Source organism: Streptomyces sp. NPDC005706, from assembly GCF_040631045.1.
Taxonomy (GTDB): Bacteria; Actinomycetota; Actinomycetes; order Streptomycetales; family Streptomycetaceae; genus Streptomyces.
Map to the genome: position 1 here is coordinate 408,368 of NZ_JBEXYS010000004.1, position 16,845 is coordinate 425,212.

The window sequence follows — 16,845 nt, forward strand, 5'->3', positions numbered from 1 at the left end:
GGGCGGGGCGGGGTGGTTCAGCGGGTCAGCCACCTCACCTCGTAGGGGCGCATGCCGAACCGTCTGCCGTCGACCCGCGCGCTGATCGGCCGGTTCTGGGTGTTCACCACCAGGACGGTTCCGGCGCTCGCCAGCACCCGCACGTTCGGGACGTCGTCCGGGGCGACGGACACGGTCTCGAACCGGGTGCCCGGCGGGAACGCGCGGTGGAACCTGGACACCAGGTTGTACATGGGCAGTTCCCGCCCGCCGCCGGCGCCGCCGGTCGGTGTCCACAGGCAGCCGGGGCAGCCGGTGCCCTTCTCGTCCTCGGGGTTCCAGTAGAAGCCGGAGTCCGCGCCGCCCCTGGCCATGGCGATCATCCCGGTGGCGTGGACGGCGCGGCGGTGGTCCTCGGACCAGCCGGTGCGCCCGCCGTCGGCGCCGGCGGGCTCGACGTAGTACTCGGCCCACCACAGGGGCAGGCCGTGGGTCTGCCGGCGCACCCACTCGCTCACCGCGGTGAGCTTGTCGGTGGCCGCGAACTCGTCGGGCAGCGGTTCGCCGTCGTTGGTGTAGCTGGAGCCGTCCACGACCACGAAGTCGGCGCCGGCCCGATGGGTGTTCCAGTAGCGGAAGGCGTCGAGGACCCGCTGGTCCATGGCGCCCCAGGGGCCCCGGAAACCGGCCGAGGCGTTCTCCGCCCGCGGTTCGAGACTGTCCATGACGAGGTAGGGGCCGCCGACCATGATGTCCTCGTCGACCTTCTTCAGGGCCCGGTGGACGAGGTTGTACATCCTCGTGTAGCCCTCGTAGTCCCAGCGGTGCTCGGCGTCGTTCCAGAAGCCCTTGAACTCGTTCCAGACGATGAAGTGCCGTACGCCCGGATAGCGCCGGGCGACGGTCGCGGCGAGGTCGGCGAAGTCCTGGTAGTGGTCCGGGGTGGGCGCGGTCTCCAGGGCGGCCCGGCTCCAGTCGGTGCCGCCGGGCCTGCCGCCCTTCATCCAGTCCGGCGCGCAGCACAGCGTGATGACGGGGGTGCCGCCGGACTCGCGGATGAAGCCGACCCGGCGGTCCATCGCGCCGAAGTCGTAATGCCCCTTCACCGGCTCGGGGTTGTCGGCGCCCCAGCCCATCAGTGCCTGGACCTGGGGCAGCCCGCGGTCCTTCGCCAGCCGTCCGGCGACCCGCCCGGTGGCGGTGGCACTGCCCTGGTCGGCGCTGTACCGGGTGTGGGTGAAGCCCCACCCCACAGCGGGCTCCGGGCGCCCGCGGGGCGCGGCGGGCGTGACGTGCGCCCCGTCCCCGCCGCGCGAGGTGCCCGCGGTGCCCGCGCCGCCTCCGGGCGGCGTGCCGAGCAGGGTCACCACCAGGGCCAGCACGGCCGCCGACACACCGATCAGGGCGGTGAGCCGCCACCGCCGCCGAATCCCCGCAGACCACTCATGACGCCCCATCAAGGACCACAGTAACGGCCGGATCCGGGATCGCGGCAGGTGCGGGGAACACCCGGACAAGGGGTGGAAATGCCGTGCGCCGGGGGCATCGGTGCCGGATCATGGCCGCATGTCTGCGAACCCACACGACGCTCTGCCGATCCGGCTCCACGTCGACGACTCCGACTCGCCGTCCGACGTCGTCGACGCGCTGTTCCTCGGCCGCTTCGCGACGGGCGAGCAGCCGTACTCCCACGCGGTGAACATCGACCGCGTGCGCTCCGGCGCGACCCTGCTGCCGGAGGGCGCCCGGGTGCTGCGGGCCGCCCGCGACGACGACCGCAGCGCGACCCTCGCCGAGGGCGACGGCTGGACACTGCTGGTCTCCCGCTGGAACCGGGGCGCGGACGTCACGGTGACCGCGACCAGCGCCGAGCTGGCGAAGACGGTCCTGGACCGGGCGACGGACGGCGCGGCCGACGAGCCGGAGCCCCAGCCGGAGAACGTGACCATGGGCTTCTGGTACGTCTCCCCGCGCCGCGGCCCGCACCGCACCACCCGGCAGATCTCGGCGGGCACCTGGGACGAGGTCCGGCCCAACTACACCGCGCCCGTCGCGGACGCGATGGACCGTCTGATGAAGACGACCCCCGAGGACATCGCCGGCCGTCTGCTCCTGCTGCACGGGCCGCCCGGCACCGGCAAGACCTCCGCGCTGCGCACGCTCGCCCGTTCCTGGCGCGACTGGTGCCAGGTGGACTGCGTGCTCGACCCGGAGCGGCTCTTCTCCGACGTCGGCTATCTGATGGACATCGCGATCGGCGAGGAGGACGCGGCGGGCAAGGGCCGCTGGCGGCTGCTCCTGCTGGAGGACTGCGACGAGCTGATCCGCGGCGAGGCCCGGCACACCGCGGGCCAGGCCCTGTCCCGGCTGCTCAACCTCACCGACGGCCTGCTCGGCCAGGGCCGCAACGTCCTGGTCGGCGTCACCACCAACGAGGACCTGGAGCGGCTGCACCCGGCCGTCGTGCGGCCCGGCCGCTGTCTGGCCCGCATCGAGGTGGGCCCGCTGACCCGCGCCGAGGCGGTCGGCTGGCTCGGCACCGAGGAGGGGGTCGGCCGGGAGGGCGCCACCCTGGCCGAGCTGTACGCGCTGCGCCGGGGCACGGCGCCGACGTCGGTGCCGGGGGCGCGGGAGGGGGCGGACGCGGGGCTGTACCTGTAGCCGCCCGGTGGACCTGAAGGCGGCGGCTCCGGGTGTTTTCATGGCCGTATGACCGTGTTCGTCGGCACCTCGGGATGGCAGTACAAGGACTGGCGGGAGGTCGTCTACCCGGCGGGGGTCCCGGCGCGGCTGTGGCTGGAGGAGTACGCGCGCCGGTTCCTCACCGTGGAGATCAACAACGCCTTCTACCGGCTGCCCTCGTACGACAACTTCGCCGCCTGGCGGGTGCGGGTGCCGCCGGACTTCGTGGTCGCGGTGAAGGCCAGCCGCTATCTGACCCACATCAAGCGCCTGAAGGAGCCCGAGGAGCCGGTGCACCGGCTGATGACCCACGCGGCGGGACTGGGCGACCGGCTGGGCCCGGTCCTCCTCCAGCTCCCGCCGACCCTCCGCGCGGACCCGTCCCTGCTGGACGCCTGCCTGGCCTGCTTCCCGCCGGGCACGCGGGTCGCCGTCGAGCCGCGGCACGACTCCTGGTGGACGGCCGAGGTGCGCGAGGTGCTGTCGTCCCGGGGCGCCGCCCTGTGCTGGGCGGACGTCCTGGCCCGCCCGGTCACCCCGCTGTGGCGCACCACCGGCTGGGGGTACGTCCGCTTCCACCAGGGCCGCGCGCGGCCGTGGCCGCGCTACGGCAGGCGGTCCCTGGAGACCTGGGTGGACCGGATCGCGACGACCTGGTCCGAGGGGGAGGACGTGTACGCGTACTTCAACAACGATCCCGGGGGCGCGGCGGTCCAGGACGCGGTGGCGTTCGCGGGGGCGGCGCACCGGGCGGGGCTGGCCGTCACCCGGACACCGGAACCGGCCCGGGCACGCTGACCCGGGGCACGCCCTAGTCCCCGTAGGCCGCCCGCAGGGCGTCGCGTACGGCGGCCAGGGCGTCCTCCTCCCCCAGCCCGAGCCGGTGCGCCCGCTCCGCGTAGGCCTGGGCGGCCGACGCGGCCTCGCGCACGGCGGCCGGGCCCGCGGCCGCGACGACCGTGCCGTTGCGGCCCCGTGTCTCGATCACCCCGTCGCCCTCCAGCGCCCGGTACGCCTTGGCCACCGTGTTCACCGCCAGCCCCAGCGACTCGGCCAGCCCCCGCACGGTCGGCAGCCGGTAGCCCACCGGCAGGGCCCCGGACCGTGCCTGCTCGGAGATCTGCGCCCGTACCTGCTCGTACGGCGGCGCGCTGTCATCGATGTGGATCTTCAGGCTCACAGGGCCGATTGTCCCGCACCCGGCGGAAAATGGGAGGCACCCCCGGCGCCCCGGCCCGTACGGTGCCTCCCCATGACAGTGATCGTGCGCGATCTGCGCCCCGACGTCCCGGCCGACACCGAGGGCTACGCCCGGGTCCGCCATCTCGCCCTGCCGTACATCCTGTTCACCCCGGAATCGGTCCGCCACCTCGTCACCCACAGCCATCCCGACGCCCACTTCCGCTCGCTGGTCGCCGTCGAGGACGGCGAGGTGATCGGCGTCGCCGGGGTGTCCCTGGCGCACGACAGCCCGGAGCCGGGCCAGGGTGTCTTCAGCGTCTACGTCCGCCCGGACCGGACCGGCCGGGGAGCAGGCCGGCTGCTGGCTCGCGCGGCCGAGGAGCACCTCGACGCCGTCGGCGCGACCAAGCTGTACACCTGGGTCCTCGACGAGCCCGCCAACCGCGCCTTCGCCGAGCGGAACGGCTACACCATGGGACGCCCGGCCCACTTCCTCCGCCTGGACCTGGCGAACGGCACCCTTCCGGCGCTCCAGGAGCCCCCGCCGGGCGTCGAGCTGCGCACGGCCGCGGACTTCGCGGACGACCCGCGCCCGCTGTTCGAGCTGGACGCGGCGACGGTGACCGACGAACCGGGCATGGTGCCCGTCGAGTTCACGGACTACGACGCCTGGCTCGAGCAGAACTGGCGGCATCCGCTGCTGAACCGCGAGCTGACCACCGCCGCGGTCGTCGACGGCCGGCCGGTCGCCTTCACCGTGGCCTACACCGACGGCGGCACCCGGTACACCACCTCGATGACCGGCACCCTGCGCGCCCACCGCGGCCGCGGTCTGGCCAAGCTCGCCAAGACCCACTCGCTGCACCGGGCCCGCGCCGCCGGCATCACCGAGGCCTTCACGGGCAACGACGCCGGCAACGACCCGATGATCGCGATCAACAAGTGGCTCGGCTACGAGATCTGCGCGACGGAGGTGCGCTATGTCCGCGCGGCCGGCTGACCCGGCCGGCGGGGTGGAGGTCGTCCTGGTCAAGGGCGGCCGTGTGAAGATCCGTTACCCGGCGGAGCTGCTGCAGGAGGACGGCGTCCGCGTCTCGGTGCGGGCCTCGTGGGCGGGCGAGGGCGTGCGCGACTTCGGGTTCGTGCGCTTCGAACCGGGTGACGTGTTCACCGAGCACTACTGGCTGGACCGGTGGTACTCGGTGAAGGAGGTCCGGGCCGGGGACGGCACCCTGAAGGGCTGGTACTGCGACATCACCCGGCCGGCCACCCGGTCCGGCACCGAGCTGGTCGTCGAGGACCTCGACCTGGACCTGTGGCGTTCCGCCGACGGCCGGGACGTACGGCGGCTGGACGAGGACGAGTTCGCCGAGAGCGGGCTGGCGGAGCGGGACCCGGGGGCCGCGTCCGCCGCCGTGGCCGCGCTGGACGAGCTGGAGAAGCTGGCCCGCGAGGGCGGCTTCGACGACCTGCTGGCCTGAGACCCCGAGGGGCCCCGCAGGGCCGGACCCCGCCCGCCGCTACACGGTCGCCAGCACCGCGTACCGCTCGTCGTCCACGGCCCTGCCCCACAGCAGCGGGTCGCCGGACAGCCGCTCCACCCGCGTGCGGAGGGCGACCGGCTCCAGCAGGGACACGAGCCGGGCGGCGGGTATGCCCACCGGGCTGACCGCCCCCCAGACGCCCTCGACCAGCACGAACCGGCCTCCGGGCCGCAGCAGGGTGCGCCAGTGGCGCAGGACCCGCGCGGGGTCGGGCAGCGCCCACAGCACATGCCGGACCAGGACCACGTCGTGGCTCCGCTCGCCCACCGGCGGTGCTGCCGCGTCCCCCTGGAGGACCGCGGCGTCGCGCCCGGTGAGCTTGGCGCGGGCGAGTCCGACCATGGCCGGGGAGCTGTCCACCCCGGTCACCCGGTGTCCCTGCTCGGCGGCGAGGAGCGACAGGCTGCCGGTGCCGCAGCCGAGGTCGAGGACGTCGGCGGGGCGTCCGGGCAGCCAGCCGCGCAGCCGGTCCGCCCAGGCGGCCCGCACCTCGGGGGCCCGCAGACCGTGGTCCGGCTCGTCGTCGAAGGCGGCGGCCTGCGCGTCCCAGTCCACCTCGGTGCCCGTCGCGGCCCGTCGGCCACTCTCGTTCGTCATGTACCGCAGAGTGACATCCGCCACTGACAATCCGGCATCGATGAGCAAGTCTCCCCAAAAGCGTCTATCTCCGTGGCAACGCGGAACCCGGTAGGCACTGTGAGGAGGCAGCCATGGGCCGTGTGACCGTGCAGAAGCCGCTGAAGAGGACGGACAGCCGCAGGCTCCGCGAAGAGGCGGAACAGCGCCCGGCGGGCCGTCCCGAGGTGCGCAAGGACATCGCACGCACCTGGTGGCCCGACGGGTAGACGGCCCCCGTCCGCCCGGCCGGCGGACGGTCGCGGTCTCAGAACCTGGGTTCGGAGAACTGGACCTGGACGAGTTCGGCAGCCTCCTCCTCCGTCTCGACGGAGGGCGGAGAGCCGGCCAGCGGTTCGTTGGCCGTCTCCTTCATGCACAGGACGGCGACGACGCCCACGAGGGCGGCGGCCGTGGCGTAGTAGGCCGGCATGAGGTTGGTGCCGAAGGCGCTGATCAGCGCGGTGATCACCAGCGGAGTCGTGCCGCCGAAGAGCGATGTCGAAAGGTTGTAGGCGACCGCGAGGGAGCCGTAGCGGACGTGGGTGGGGAAGATCGCCGGGAGCGCCGCCGACATCGTGCCGAGCATCGCCACCAGGGAGAGGCCCATCAGGACCAGGCCCAGGGTGATGAGGACCACGCCACCCTGCCGGATGAGCAGGAAGGACGGCACGGACAGGATGAGGAATCCGAGCATGCCCGTCATCAGCAGCGGCTTGCGTCCGAAGCGGTCCGAGAGCCGTCCGACCTGGTTGATGACGCACATCTGCAGCACCATCACCACCAGCAGGATCAGCAGCCCGTGGTTGGTTCCGTAGCCCAGTTCGTCGGACAGGTACGTCGGCATGTACGACAGCAGCATGTAGTCGGTGATGTTGTACGCCGCGACGAGCGCGAGGCACAGCAGCAGCGGCCGCCAGTGGCGGGTGAAGATCCTGCCGAGGTCTCCGGCGGCCGAGGTCTCCACCGCGTCGGCGGCCTCGCTCGCCTGGACCTGGCCGCCCTCCAGTTTCTGGAAGGCCGGCGTCTCGTCGAGCCTGAGCCGCAGGTACAGGCCGATGAGGCCGAGCGGGGCCGCGGCCAGGAAGGGGATGCGCCAGCCCCAGTGCAGCATCTGGTCGTCGCTGAGAAGGCCGCTGAGGACGACGACGAGGCCGGAGGCCCCGACGTACCCGGCGAGCGTGCCGAACTCCAGGAAGCTGCCGAAGTAGCCGCGCCGCTTGTCGGGCGCGTACTCGGCGATGAAGGTCGACGCGCCTCCGTACTCGCCGCCGGTCGAGAACCCCTGCACCAGCCGGAACAGGATCAGCAGGGCCGGGGCCCAGAGACCGATGGCGTCGTGCGAGGGGATGAGACCGATGGCGAAGGTCCCCACCGCCATCATGATCATGGTCGCGGCGAGGATGCGCTTGCGGCCGAGCTTGTCGCCGAGCGGCCCGAAGACCATGCCGCCGATCGGGCGCACGAGGAAGGCGACCGCGAAGGTCGCGAACGAGCTGAGCAGCTGGGCGGTACCGCTCGCCGAGGGGAAGAAGACCTCGCCGATGGTCGAGGCGAGATAGCTGTAGATGCCGAAGTCGTACCACTCCATCGCGTTGCCGAGTGCGGCGGCCTTGGTGGCGCGCTTGACCGCCGCCTCGTCGGTCACCGTGATGTCGCTGCGACGGAGCTTCGGGTGGCGTCTCCGCTCGATCGCGCGGAACAGCGTCCGGTGACGCCTGACCGCAGCGTGGTCCACGGACTCGTCGGGGCCGGTCGCCACCATGAACATGTTCCTTTCGCCGTCGTACCACCTCCGCCTGCACCGATCTCATGCGCTCAAACGACCCGCTTCGCCCCGCATTCGCCCGGTCGCCCCGCGTCACGGCCGTCGCGGCGCTCCGCGGCTGCCTGAGCCCAGCCTCAGCGCTCCCTTAACGCCACCATAACGATCTCCCGGAACCGCTCCCGGCAGGCGATTCCACGGCTTCCCGGGGCTAGCTTCGGAACACCCCACGGGATCCGACCCGCCCCAGAGGACCGTTCCAAGGAGCTTCCCCATGCCCGCACGCCGCAAGGCCGCCGCCGTCACCGTCGCCGCTCTCGGCATGACCGCGCTCGCCGCGGTGCCCGCGTCCGCGCACGGCTCGATGAGCGGCCCGGTCAGCCGGGTCGCGCAGTGCTACGCCGAGGGCCCGGAGAGCCCGAGGTCGGCGGCGTGCGGGGCGGCCGTGGCGACGGGCGGCACCCAGGCGCTCTACGACTGGAACGGCATCCGGATCGGCGACGCCGCCGGGCGCCACCGGGAGCTGATCCCCGACGGCAAACTGTGCAGCGCCGGGAACGAGGAGTTCAAGGGGCTCGACCTGGCCCGCTCCGACTGGCCGGCGACGAGCGTGCGCAGCGGGGCGTACACCTTCAAGTACCGGGTGACCGCCCCGCACAAGGGGACCTTCAAGGTGTACGCGACCAGGTCCGGTTACGACCCGGCGAAGCCGCTCGCCTGGTCGGACCTGGACCTGGAGCACCCGGTCGCGACGGCCACCGACCCGGTTCCCTCGGGCGGCTTCTACACCTTCGCGGGCACCCTTCCCGAGCGCACCGGCAGGCAGTTGCTGTACGCGGTCTGGCAGCGCTCGGACAGCCCGGAAGCCTTCTACTCCTGCTCCGACGTGGACTTCGGCGGCAGCGGTGACGCCGGCAGCACGACCGGCGGCGGCACTTCCGGGGACGGCACCGCCGGCAACGGCTCCACCCCGGCGCCGAGCGCCTCCGCGCCCTCCGACGAGCAGATCGAGGCGGGCTCCCGCAGGTCGACGATCGAGCACCACGGGCACGGGGACGACGACGCGAGCACGTCCGCGCGGCCCACCGCGGCGGCGGCCGGGGCCAACCGGCCGGAGGCCGCCGGTACCGCACGGAACCTGGCCGAGACGGGCGCCTCCAGCGGGACCTCGTACGTCGCGATCGGCGGGGCGGCGGCACTGGCGCTCGGCTCGGCGGCGCTGTTCCTCTCGGTCCGGCGGCGTGCGGCGGGCGGCCGGCCGGGCCGCTGAGCCCGACAGGACTCCGGGGCCCGTCCGGCGGCTCAGGCCGGACGGGCCCCGGCGGCGGGTCAGCTGAAGACCGACGCGCAGGTGGTGGCCGTGGCGTGGGCCGGGTCGAGGGCGTTGGCCACCTCGTGGAAGGCGATCCGGTCGAACAGGGCGATCGCCACGTGCTCGGACAGGTCGAGCGGGCACAGGTCCTGGAGCAGGACGTTGCGGACGTCCGGGCCGCTCAGGTACTGGTTGCGCCAGGGGGTGGCCACCTCGTCGTACTTGGTGGCGATGACGGTGTAGCGCACTCCGGGGACGGTGTCGCCGCCCGCGTTGAGCTTGGTGAGGAAGGCGGAGCCGGCGATCTGGTCGGCGAGACCGGGAGTGGTGGACTTGATCAGGTCCGCTGCGCCCGGGAAGTAGGGCAGCAGGTTGGTCAGTCCGCTCAGGTCGGTGCCGTGGTTGTCGGGGGCGAGGCCGACGAGGGCGTTCACCTTGGCGGCGCCGCCGAGGAACCTCAGGTAGTAGCGGGGCATCATGCCGCCCTGGGAGTGGCCGACGAGGTCGGCCTTGGGGGCGCCGGTGGCGGTGAGCACCTTGTCGACGTAGGCGGCGAGCTGCTCGGCCGACTTGTCGATGGGGCCGAGGCCGTGGAAGAGGGGGACGCCGGGCAGTTGACCGTAGTCGAGGGAGAAGACGCAGTACCCGCGGTGCTTCAGGTACGGGGCGAGGGAGAGCCAGTTGTCGACGGAGTTGCCCAGGGTGCCGTGGACCAGGACGACCGGGCGGGGATGGGCGGCGGAGGGCTTGCAGGAGTAGTCGTTCCAGCCCGAGCTGGGGGCGGTGTCGGCGTGCGCGGCGGCGGCGGGGACGACGGCGACGGCGGCGGTGAGGAGCAGCGCGGTGAGGGGTCTGAGCACTCGCTTCCAGGGCAGCATCGTGTGATCTCCTTGCGGCTCAAGGGAGGTGCGGCGGACGACCTGTCCCTGTGATCCGGATCACGAGGATGCTGTTCACTCGTCAAGTTACGGGCGAGTAGTGGACGTGTGAAGTTACGCGTCAGTAAAAACTTCCAGTGATAACCACGGCCCCGCCCCCGCGTCGACGGACCGTCACCAGGCGGGCCGTATCGGGCCGTTGGGCGCGATCCGCAGCAGACGCTGCCGCAGCGCCGCGATCTCCCCCTCGCCCAGCAGCTCGACCCACACCCCCACCACCTCGGCGGCCGCCGCCTCCGCGGCCCGTGTGCACTCCCAGCCCCGCCCGGTGAGCACGACGAGCCGGGCCCGCGCGTCCGCGGGGTGCGGGCGCCGCTCGGCGTACCCCTTGCGCACGATCTCCTCCACGAGCTGGCTGGCGGCCTGCTTGGTCACCCCGAGATGCGTGGCGAGGTCGGTCACGGTGGCGCCGTCCGGCGCGAGCCGCGCGAAGGCGAAGCCGTGGGCGGGCCGGATGTCCGTGAAGCCGCGGGCCCCGACCCCGTCATGGATGCGCTGGACGAGGTCGCCCGCGACGGCGAGCAGGGCGGCGGACAGGGCCATGGCTTCGGAGTTCTGCACGCAGGCATTGAAACACCCTTGACGAACTGGTCAAGCAGCTTGACCATATAGTCAAGCAACTTGACCACTTGATCGGAGACCACCATGCCCGTAGTCCGCTCGGCCGAGGCCGTGACCCACGAGATCCACGGCGCCCGCTTCGTCTCGTACGCCACCCCGCTCACCGGGAGCAAGGAGCTGTGCGCGTGGCGGGGCGAGATCCCCGCCGGGACGAAGGCGCCGGCCCACACCGTCGACCGGGAGGAGATCTTCCATCTGCTCGTCGGCGAACTGCTGATCACCCTCGACGGCGAGACCGAGCGCGTCCGCGCCGGCGACACGGTGATCGTCGGCGCCGGGACGACCCTGACCGTGGAGAACCCCACCGACCACACCGCGCTCTCCTGGGTCACCACCTCGGTGGGCCTCACGGCCCGGCTGGCCGACGGCACGGTCATCACTCCGCCGTGGGCCAACTGAGCCGGTGGGCGGGGCTCAGGCGGCCAGCGTCCCCGGCATCACCGCCCTGGGCCCGAACTTCGCCCGGGCGCGGTCCGCGACCTCCTCGATGCGGCGGACCTTCTCGTCCACGGGGTCGAAGGTGAGCTGGTGGGCGGCCTGGTCGGCGGAGGTCAGGCCCTCGGCGCGCAGGGCGAGCGCGCGGACCCGGGCGCGCTGCAGGCCGAGCGCCTCGTACATGCCGTAGGCCGCCCCCGTCAGGGCCGCGGAGTGCGCGGTGGGTTCCGCCAGGGTGCGGCTGCGGGTGGTCGAGGTGCGGTCGGCGTAGCGCACGGTGAGGGTCAGCGTGCGGCAGACCTTCTCCACCGCGCGCAGCCGGGCGCCGATCTCCCCGGCCGCCGACAGCAGCGCCCTGCGATGCCGGTCGGTGTCCAGCTCGTCCATGTCGAAGGGGCGTTCGGCGGCCAGGGAGCGCGAGACCGCGTTCGGCACGACCCGGCCGCGGTCGATGCCGTTCGCCTTCTCGAGCAGCTCGCGGCCCGCCTTCGCGCCGATCAGCCGCTGGAGCGTGGACAGGGGTGCGCCGGCCACCCGGCCGAGCGTGTCCAGGCCGTACTCGCACAGGGTGCGGGCGGTCGCCGGGCCCACGCCGGGCAGCGCGGCCACGGGCCGGCCGGCGAGGAACTCCGCGACGGCGTCCGGTTCCCCGGAGACGGCGCGGGTCACCCCGGGGCGGGCGTCGCGCAGCGCCATGCGGGCCAGCATCGGGCCCGGTCCGGCGCCGATCGCGCAGTCGACGCCGTGCAGCGCGAGGGCGCGGACCCGGATCACCGAGGCCAGTTCCACCGCGTCGCGCCCGAAGTACCGTTCGGCACCCCGGAGATCGGCCAGCGCCCCGTCCGGCGGCAGCGCCTCCACGACCGGGGTGAACTCCTCCAGCAGCCCGAGCAGGCCGGGCAGGGCCGCCTCGTGCGTCGGCGGCGGCTGGAAACGTACGCAGAGGATGGTCATCCCGCACTCCCCGGACTCTGGTGCCACAACTTCCTTCCCACCGCGGGCCCTTCGCCCGCGGGGCGCAGATCGGCCCAGGGGTGCATCTCGTACCCCGTGGACATGCGGATCGTCCGGCCCTCCATCGGGTCACGGGCCGCCGAACCGGCCGGCCGGGGCAGCCCGTCCGAACCGGCGATCCGGGCGCGGGACGGGCCGTCGCCGTCCTGCGGCGCGGAGCCGTCCGCGGCGCCGCCGGGCGGGCCGGCGAGGAGGGCGGCGACCCCGTCGAGACCCTCCTCGCGGCGCACCTCCAGCAGTTCGGCGAGGTTCCAGGCCGCCGAACCCACCACGCTGAGGCTGCGCGGGCCGCGCCGCTGCACCACGCCGCGCACCAGCAGCAGCCAGGAGTGGAAGACGGTGTGCGCGCAGGTGTCGTGGGAGTCGTCGAAGAAGGCGAGGTCGACCAGGCCCGTGCCGTCGTCCAGCGTGGAGAAGATGACCCGCTTACCGGACCGGATCGGTGGGGTCTGGGTGGCCGCCTTGGCGCCCGCGACCAGCACCGTCTCCCCGTGCCGGGCATCGCGCAGCCGGCGCGCGGACACCACGCCCAGCTCCTCGAGGAACTCCCGGTGGTCGTCCATCAGATTGCGCGAGGCGTCCATGGACAGCACGCCGAGTTCGGCGCTGAGCCGCTCCTGCGGGGTCAGGTCGGGCAGGCCGGCCGAGGCGGTCTTCCGGCCCCCCGCGAGCGGGAGCTGACCCCCGCCGCCACCCCGGGCGCCCCGGTGCAGTTCGGTCAGGTGAAGTTGCAGGTCACGGCGGTTGGCGCCGAACGCGTCCAGCGCGCCCACCTGGGCCAGCCGCTGGGCGAGCGGGCGGCTCGGGCGGGCCCGCTCCCAGAAGTCCAGCAGGGAGGCGTACGGCTGTCCGGCCGCGATCCGCTCCGCCTCGGCCTCGCTGATGCCGTGCACGTCGCTGAGGGCGAGCCGGAGCCCCCACACCCCCGATTCAGACACCAGTTCGATCCTGTGTGCGACCCCGGACACGTTCACGTCCAGCGGCAGGACCGGCACCCCGCGCCGCCGCGCGTCCGCCAGCAGCAACCGCTTGGGGTACATCCCGGGGTCGTGCGTGAGCAGCCCGGCGTAGAAGGCGGCCGGGTGGTGCGCCTTCAGCCATGCCGACTGGTAGGTCGGTACGGCGAAGGCGACGGCGTGGGCCTTGCAGAAGCCGTAGGAGCCGAAGGCCTCGACGATCTCCCAGGTCCGCCGGACCGTCTCCGCGTCGTATCCGTTCGCCGCCGCGGCCCGCGCGAACCACACCTTGATCCGCCCCTGCGACTCCGGGTCGGACAGCCCGCGCCGGACCCGGTCCGCCTCGCCGCGCCCGCAGCCGGTCAGGACGGAGACGATGTCGATGACCTGCTCGTGGAAGACGACGACCCCGTACGTGTCCTTCAGCGCCTCCTCCAGGTCCGGGTGCGGGTAGCGCACGGGCGCCCGCCCGTGCCGCGCCTCGATGAACGGCCGCACCATGTCGGCGGCGACCGGTCCCGGCCGGAAGAGGGAGATGTCGACCACCAGGTCGTGGAAGGTGCTCGGCTGCAGACGGCCCACCAGGTCCCGCTGGCCCGGCGACTCGATCTGGAAGCAGCCCAGCGTCTCGGTGGACCGGATGAGCCCGTACGTCGCCGGGTCGCCCGGCGCCACCGCGTCCAGGTCGATCCGCTCCCCCGCGGCCCGCTCCACCTCCGCGACCGCGTGCGCCATCGCCGACTGCATCCGCACACCCAGCACGTCCAGCTTGAGCAGTCCGAGGTCCTCCACGTCCTCCTTGTCGAACTGCGACATCGGCAGCCCCTCGCCGCTGGTCGGCACCACCGGCGTACGGGCGAGCAGGGAGGCGTCGGACAGGAGCACCCCGCACGGGTGCATGGCGACTCCGCGCGGCAGCGCGTCGAGCCCCTCGACCAGCTCCCAGAGCCTGCCGTACTTCTCCTTCTCCCCCGCCAGCTCCTTCAGCTCGGGCAGTTCCTCCAGCGCCGCGCGGGCGTCCCGGGCCCGGATGTGCGGGAAGGACTTGGCCACCCGGTCGATCTCGGCCGGGTCCATGGACAGCGCGGCCCCCACATCCCGGATGGCGTGCCGCACCCGGTAGGTCTCGGGCATGGAGACGGTCGCGACCCGCTCGGTGCCGAACCGGCCGATGATCGCCCGGTAGACCTCCAGCCGGCGCGCGGACTCCACGTCGATGTCGATGTCCGGCAGCACCACCCGCTCCTTGGACAGGAAGCGCTCCATCAGCAGCCCGTGCTCGACCGGGTCGGCGTGCGCGATGCCGATGAGGTGGTTGACGAGGGAGCCGGCGCCGGAGCCCCGGGCGGCCACCCGGATGCCCATCCCCCGGACGTCGTCGACCACTTGGGCGACCGTGAGGAAGTAGGAGGCGAACCCGTGGTGGGCGATGATGTCCAGCTCGCGGTGCATCCGCTCCCAGTACGCGCGCCGGCCGGCGTGACCGAGCCGCACCATCCCGGCCACCGCCCGCGAGGCGAGCGCCCGCTGGGCGGTGCGGCGGCCGGCGCCGACGAGGTGCGCCTCGGGGAAGTGGACGGTGCCGATGCCGAGGTCGTCCTCGGGGTCGACCAGGCACTCGGCGGCCGTGGCCCCGGTCTGCTCCAGCAGCCGGTGCGCGGTGTCGCGCCGGTAGCCGGCCGCCTCCACGACCCGCTCGGCGACCGCCAGCATGGCCTGCGCGTCCTTCAGCCAGGCCTCGCCCGGGTCCAGCTCCTTGCGGGGGTCGATCGGCACCAGTCGGCGGGCGGCGTCCAGGACGTCGGCGACCGGCCCCTGACCGGGGTCGGCGTAGCGGACGGCGTTGCTGAGCACCGGCCGGACCCGCTGCTCGGCGGCGAAGCCGACGGTACGGGCGGCCAGCCGCAGGGAGCCGGGGCCGGTGCCCGCGCGGCCGTGCCAGACGGCCTCCAGCCGCAGCGCGTCACCGTAGACCTCGCGCCAGGAGGCGAGCAGCCTCGCGGCCTGGTCGGGACGCCCGGCGGCGAGCGCGCGGCCCACGTCCGAACCCGGCCCGAGCAGCACGGTCAGTCCGTCGCCGTGGTTGCCGGACCAGGGCAGCAGCGGCGTGCCCCCGCCCTCGTGCGCGGCGGTGACGATCCCGCACAGGTCGGCCCAGCCGCGGGCGCCGTCCCGGGCGAGGTAGGTCGCCCGGGGGGCCGACTCGTCGATGAAGGCGCCGCCCCGCACCGGGGTGCGGTGCTTCTCCCGGCGGGCGGTCTCCGGCCCGGCCACCCCCAGGTTCACGCCGAACAGCGGGCGGACCCCCTCCGCGGCGCACGCCTTGGCGAACCGGACCGCCCCGGCGAGGGTGTCGCGGTCGGTCAGGGCGAGGGCCTCCATGCCCCGTTCCCCGGCGCGCGCGGCCAGCCGCTCCGGGTGGGAGGCGCCGTACCTCAGGGAGAACCCGGAGACGGTGTGCAGATGCGCGAAGCCCGGCACACGCACCTCCCGCACTCGTGAGCCCCGAACGGCTCTCGAACATCAGTTCCCTACTCCGCCATCCACCATACCCCCATTCTCGAACAAGTGTGCGACATCGCGATGACCCCCTCCCACCTGCGCAAACACCTCGCCGAACGGGCGCCCGGGGGCCGACAGCACGAAGTCCCGCCCCCTCGCGCGCGGGGACGGGACTTCGGCAGCGGGCGTCGTGCGGGTCAGCCGATCCGCGAGCCCGTGGCGGACAGCGCCTCGGTGACCGGCTGGAAGAAGGTCTCCCCGCCGGAGGCGCAGTCGCCGCTGCCGCCGGAGGTCAGACCGACGGCCTTGTCGCCGGAGAACAGCGAGCCGCCGCTGTCCCCGGGCTCGGCGCACACGTCGGTCTGGATCAGACCGCCGACCGTGCCCTCGGAGTAGTTGACCGTGGCGTTCAGGCCGGTGACCGTGCCGTCGTGCACCTGGGTGGTCGAACCGCTGCGGGTGACCTTCATGCCGACGGTGGCCTCGGCCGCGCCGGTGATCTGCTGGGCGGAGCCGTTGTAGAGGTCGACCTCGCTCGGGTGGTCGACCTGGGCCGTGTACTTGACCAGGCCGAAGTCGTTGCCCGGGAAGCTGGACTGCTCGTTCTGGCCGATGACGCCGCCCGAGGAGTCGGACCAGCTCGAGATGGCCTCGGTGCAGTGGCCCGCGGTCAGGAAGTACGGCTGTCCGCCCTTGACCACGTTGAAGCCGAGCGAGCAGCGCCCGCCCGAGCCGCTGATGGCGTCGCCGCCGGCGATGAAGGGCTTGTACCGCCCCTCGGACCGGTTCAGCTCGGCCTTGCCGCCCAGCCCGTCGACGACCTTGCCCAGTCTGGTCCACTCGGCCCCGGACACCGTTCTGTCGGCGGTGACGACGACCTTGTTGGTGACCGGGTCGGTCGCCCAGGAGGTACCCGGGATGGTCGCGTCCTGCTTCAGCGTCGCACGCGCGCCGTCGAGTTCGGCGAGCGAGTTGGCGACGACTCTGGCCTTGGCGCCGGCCGCCTCGACGGTCCTGGCGGCCGTGGCGTCGAGCACGTTGACGACGAGGCTCTTCGCCCGGGCGTCGTAGTAGCTGCCGGCCGCTCCGGAACCGAGGTCCCGGACGAGCGTGGAGGCGAGCTTTCCGGCCGCCGGGACGGACAGGATCCGCGCCTGGGGGGCGGACTTGGCGGGCTCGCTGGCGTTCGCACTCTGGAAGGTGACTCCCGCGGCGACCAGTGCGGCGATTCCCGCGCCGGCCACGGCGATCCGCCGCCCGGGTATGCGTCGGTGCTTCAACTCATGTCCTCCTGTGGGGG

At 73.4% G+C, this 16,845-nt stretch carries 16 protein-coding genes; 7 read left to right on the top strand and 9 right to left on the bottom strand.

Features of this window, described 5'->3' with window-relative positions:
• Positions 1-17: 17 nt before the first annotated feature.
• Positions 18-1,436 carry a xylan 1,4-beta-xylosidase gene (locus ABZ478_RS10935; protein ID WP_359547382.1) on the bottom strand — a complete coding sequence of 473 codons (1,419 nt, stop codon included), beginning with the start codon at positions 1,434-1,436 and terminating at the stop codon, positions 18-20.
• 109 nt (positions 1,437-1,545) lie between these two features.
• Here ABZ478_RS10935 and ABZ478_RS10940 point away from each other — a divergent pair, with 109 nt between their 5' ends.
• Together ABZ478_RS10940 and ABZ478_RS10945 are read left to right on the top strand one after the other, a co-directional pair.
• Entirely contained in the window at positions 1,546-2,640 is a 1,095-nt protein-coding gene (locus tag ABZ478_RS10940; RefSeq protein WP_359547384.1) for a DUF5925 domain-containing protein, read from the top strand.
• Between the two features lie 48 nt (positions 2,641-2,688).
• Positions 2,689-3,459 (top strand): DUF72 domain-containing protein, encoded by a 771-nt coding sequence (locus ABZ478_RS10945; protein ID WP_359547386.1) that lies wholly within the window; start codon positions 2,689-2,691, stop codon positions 3,457-3,459.
• 13 nt (positions 3,460-3,472) lie between these two features.
• Here ABZ478_RS10945 and ABZ478_RS10950 read toward each other — a convergent pair whose 3' ends face one another.
• Positions 3,473-3,841, bottom strand: coding sequence for a GntR family transcriptional regulator (locus tag ABZ478_RS10950; protein WP_199209980.1), 369 nt, complete (start codon positions 3,839-3,841; stop codon positions 3,473-3,475).
• A 72-nt stretch (positions 3,842-3,913) separates the two neighbouring features.
• Between ABZ478_RS10950 and ABZ478_RS10955 the strand changes: the two genes are divergently transcribed.
• A complete protein-coding gene (locus ABZ478_RS10955; protein WP_359547388.1) occupies positions 3,914-4,843 on the top strand; it encodes a GNAT family N-acetyltransferase in 930 nt (309 codons plus the stop codon).
• Positions 4,824-5,324 carry a DUF402 domain-containing protein gene (locus ABZ478_RS10960; protein ID WP_359547390.1) on the top strand — a complete coding sequence of 167 codons (501 nt, stop codon included), beginning with the start codon at positions 4,824-4,826 and terminating at the stop codon, positions 5,322-5,324. The genes ABZ478_RS10955 and ABZ478_RS10960 overlap by 20 nt, the downstream gene beginning before the upstream one ends.
• Before the next feature lie 39 nt (positions 5,325-5,363).
• Here ABZ478_RS10960 and ABZ478_RS10965 read toward each other — a convergent pair whose 3' ends face one another.
• Entirely contained in the window at positions 5,364-5,984 is a 621-nt protein-coding gene (locus tag ABZ478_RS10965; RefSeq protein WP_359547392.1) for a class I SAM-dependent methyltransferase, read from the bottom strand.
• Positions 5,985-6,097: 113 nt separating this feature from the next.
• Between ABZ478_RS10965 and ABZ478_RS10970 the strand changes: the two genes are divergently transcribed.
• Positions 6,098-6,232, top strand: a complete 135-nt coding sequence (locus ABZ478_RS10970; RefSeq protein ID WP_359547395.1) for a hypothetical protein — start codon at positions 6,098-6,100, stop codon at positions 6,230-6,232.
• A 38-nt stretch (positions 6,233-6,270) separates the two neighbouring features.
• Here ABZ478_RS10970 and proP read toward each other — a convergent pair whose 3' ends face one another.
• Positions 6,271-7,767, bottom strand: a complete 1,497-nt coding sequence (gene proP, locus ABZ478_RS10975) for a glycine betaine/L-proline transporter ProP (RefSeq protein WP_359547397.1) — start codon at positions 7,765-7,767, stop codon at positions 6,271-6,273.
• Positions 7,768-8,041: 274 nt separating this feature from the next.
• Here proP and ABZ478_RS10980 point away from each other — a divergent pair, with 274 nt between their 5' ends.
• Positions 8,042-9,037 carry a lytic polysaccharide monooxygenase gene (locus tag ABZ478_RS10980; protein ID WP_359547400.1) on the top strand — a complete coding sequence of 332 codons (996 nt, stop codon included), beginning with the start codon at positions 8,042-8,044 and terminating at the stop codon, positions 9,035-9,037.
• A 59-nt stretch (positions 9,038-9,096) separates the two neighbouring features.
• On the opposite strand, the gene ABZ478_RS10985 is transcribed toward ABZ478_RS10980, so the two are convergent.
• Positions 9,097-9,957 (bottom strand): alpha/beta fold hydrolase, encoded by an 861-nt coding sequence (locus ABZ478_RS10985; protein WP_359547403.1) that lies wholly within the window; start codon positions 9,955-9,957, stop codon positions 9,097-9,099.
• A gap of 174 nt (positions 9,958-10,131) precedes the next feature.
• Complete coding sequence (locus ABZ478_RS10990; RefSeq protein ID WP_359547404.1) at positions 10,132-10,578, bottom strand: MarR family winged helix-turn-helix transcriptional regulator; 447 nt, start codon at positions 10,576-10,578, stop codon at positions 10,132-10,134.
• Between the two features lie 84 nt (positions 10,579-10,662).
• Between ABZ478_RS10990 and ABZ478_RS10995 the strand changes: the two genes are divergently transcribed.
• The gene (locus tag ABZ478_RS10995) at positions 10,663-11,037 is read left to right on the top strand and encodes a cupin domain-containing protein (protein WP_358934908.1); all 375 of its coding nucleotides are present in this window, start codon (positions 10,663-10,665) and stop codon (positions 11,035-11,037) included.
• Between the two features lie 15 nt (positions 11,038-11,052).
• On the opposite strand, the gene ABZ478_RS11000 is transcribed toward ABZ478_RS10995, so the two are convergent.
• The 3 genes from ABZ478_RS11000 to ABZ478_RS11010 all read right to left on the bottom strand — a co-directional run bounded on the left by ABZ478_RS11000 (position 11,053) and on the right by ABZ478_RS11010 (position 16,825).
• The gene (locus ABZ478_RS11000) at positions 11,053-12,027 is read right to left on the bottom strand and encodes a hypothetical protein (protein ID WP_359547407.1); all 975 of its coding nucleotides are present in this window, start codon (positions 12,025-12,027) and stop codon (positions 11,053-11,055) included.
• Positions 12,024-15,524: a DNA polymerase III subunit alpha gene (gene dnaE, locus ABZ478_RS11005; RefSeq protein WP_359547409.1), complete on the bottom strand. Its 3,501-nt coding sequence runs from the start codon at positions 15,522-15,524 to the stop codon at positions 12,024-12,026. The genes ABZ478_RS11000 and dnaE overlap by 4 nt, the downstream gene beginning before the upstream one ends.
• Before the next feature lie 218 nt (positions 15,525-15,742).
• The gene (locus ABZ478_RS11010) at positions 15,743-16,825 is read right to left on the bottom strand and encodes a S1 family peptidase (RefSeq protein WP_359547412.1); all 1,083 of its coding nucleotides are present in this window, start codon (positions 16,823-16,825) and stop codon (positions 15,743-15,745) included.
• Between the last annotated feature and the right edge of the window lie 20 nt (positions 16,826-16,845).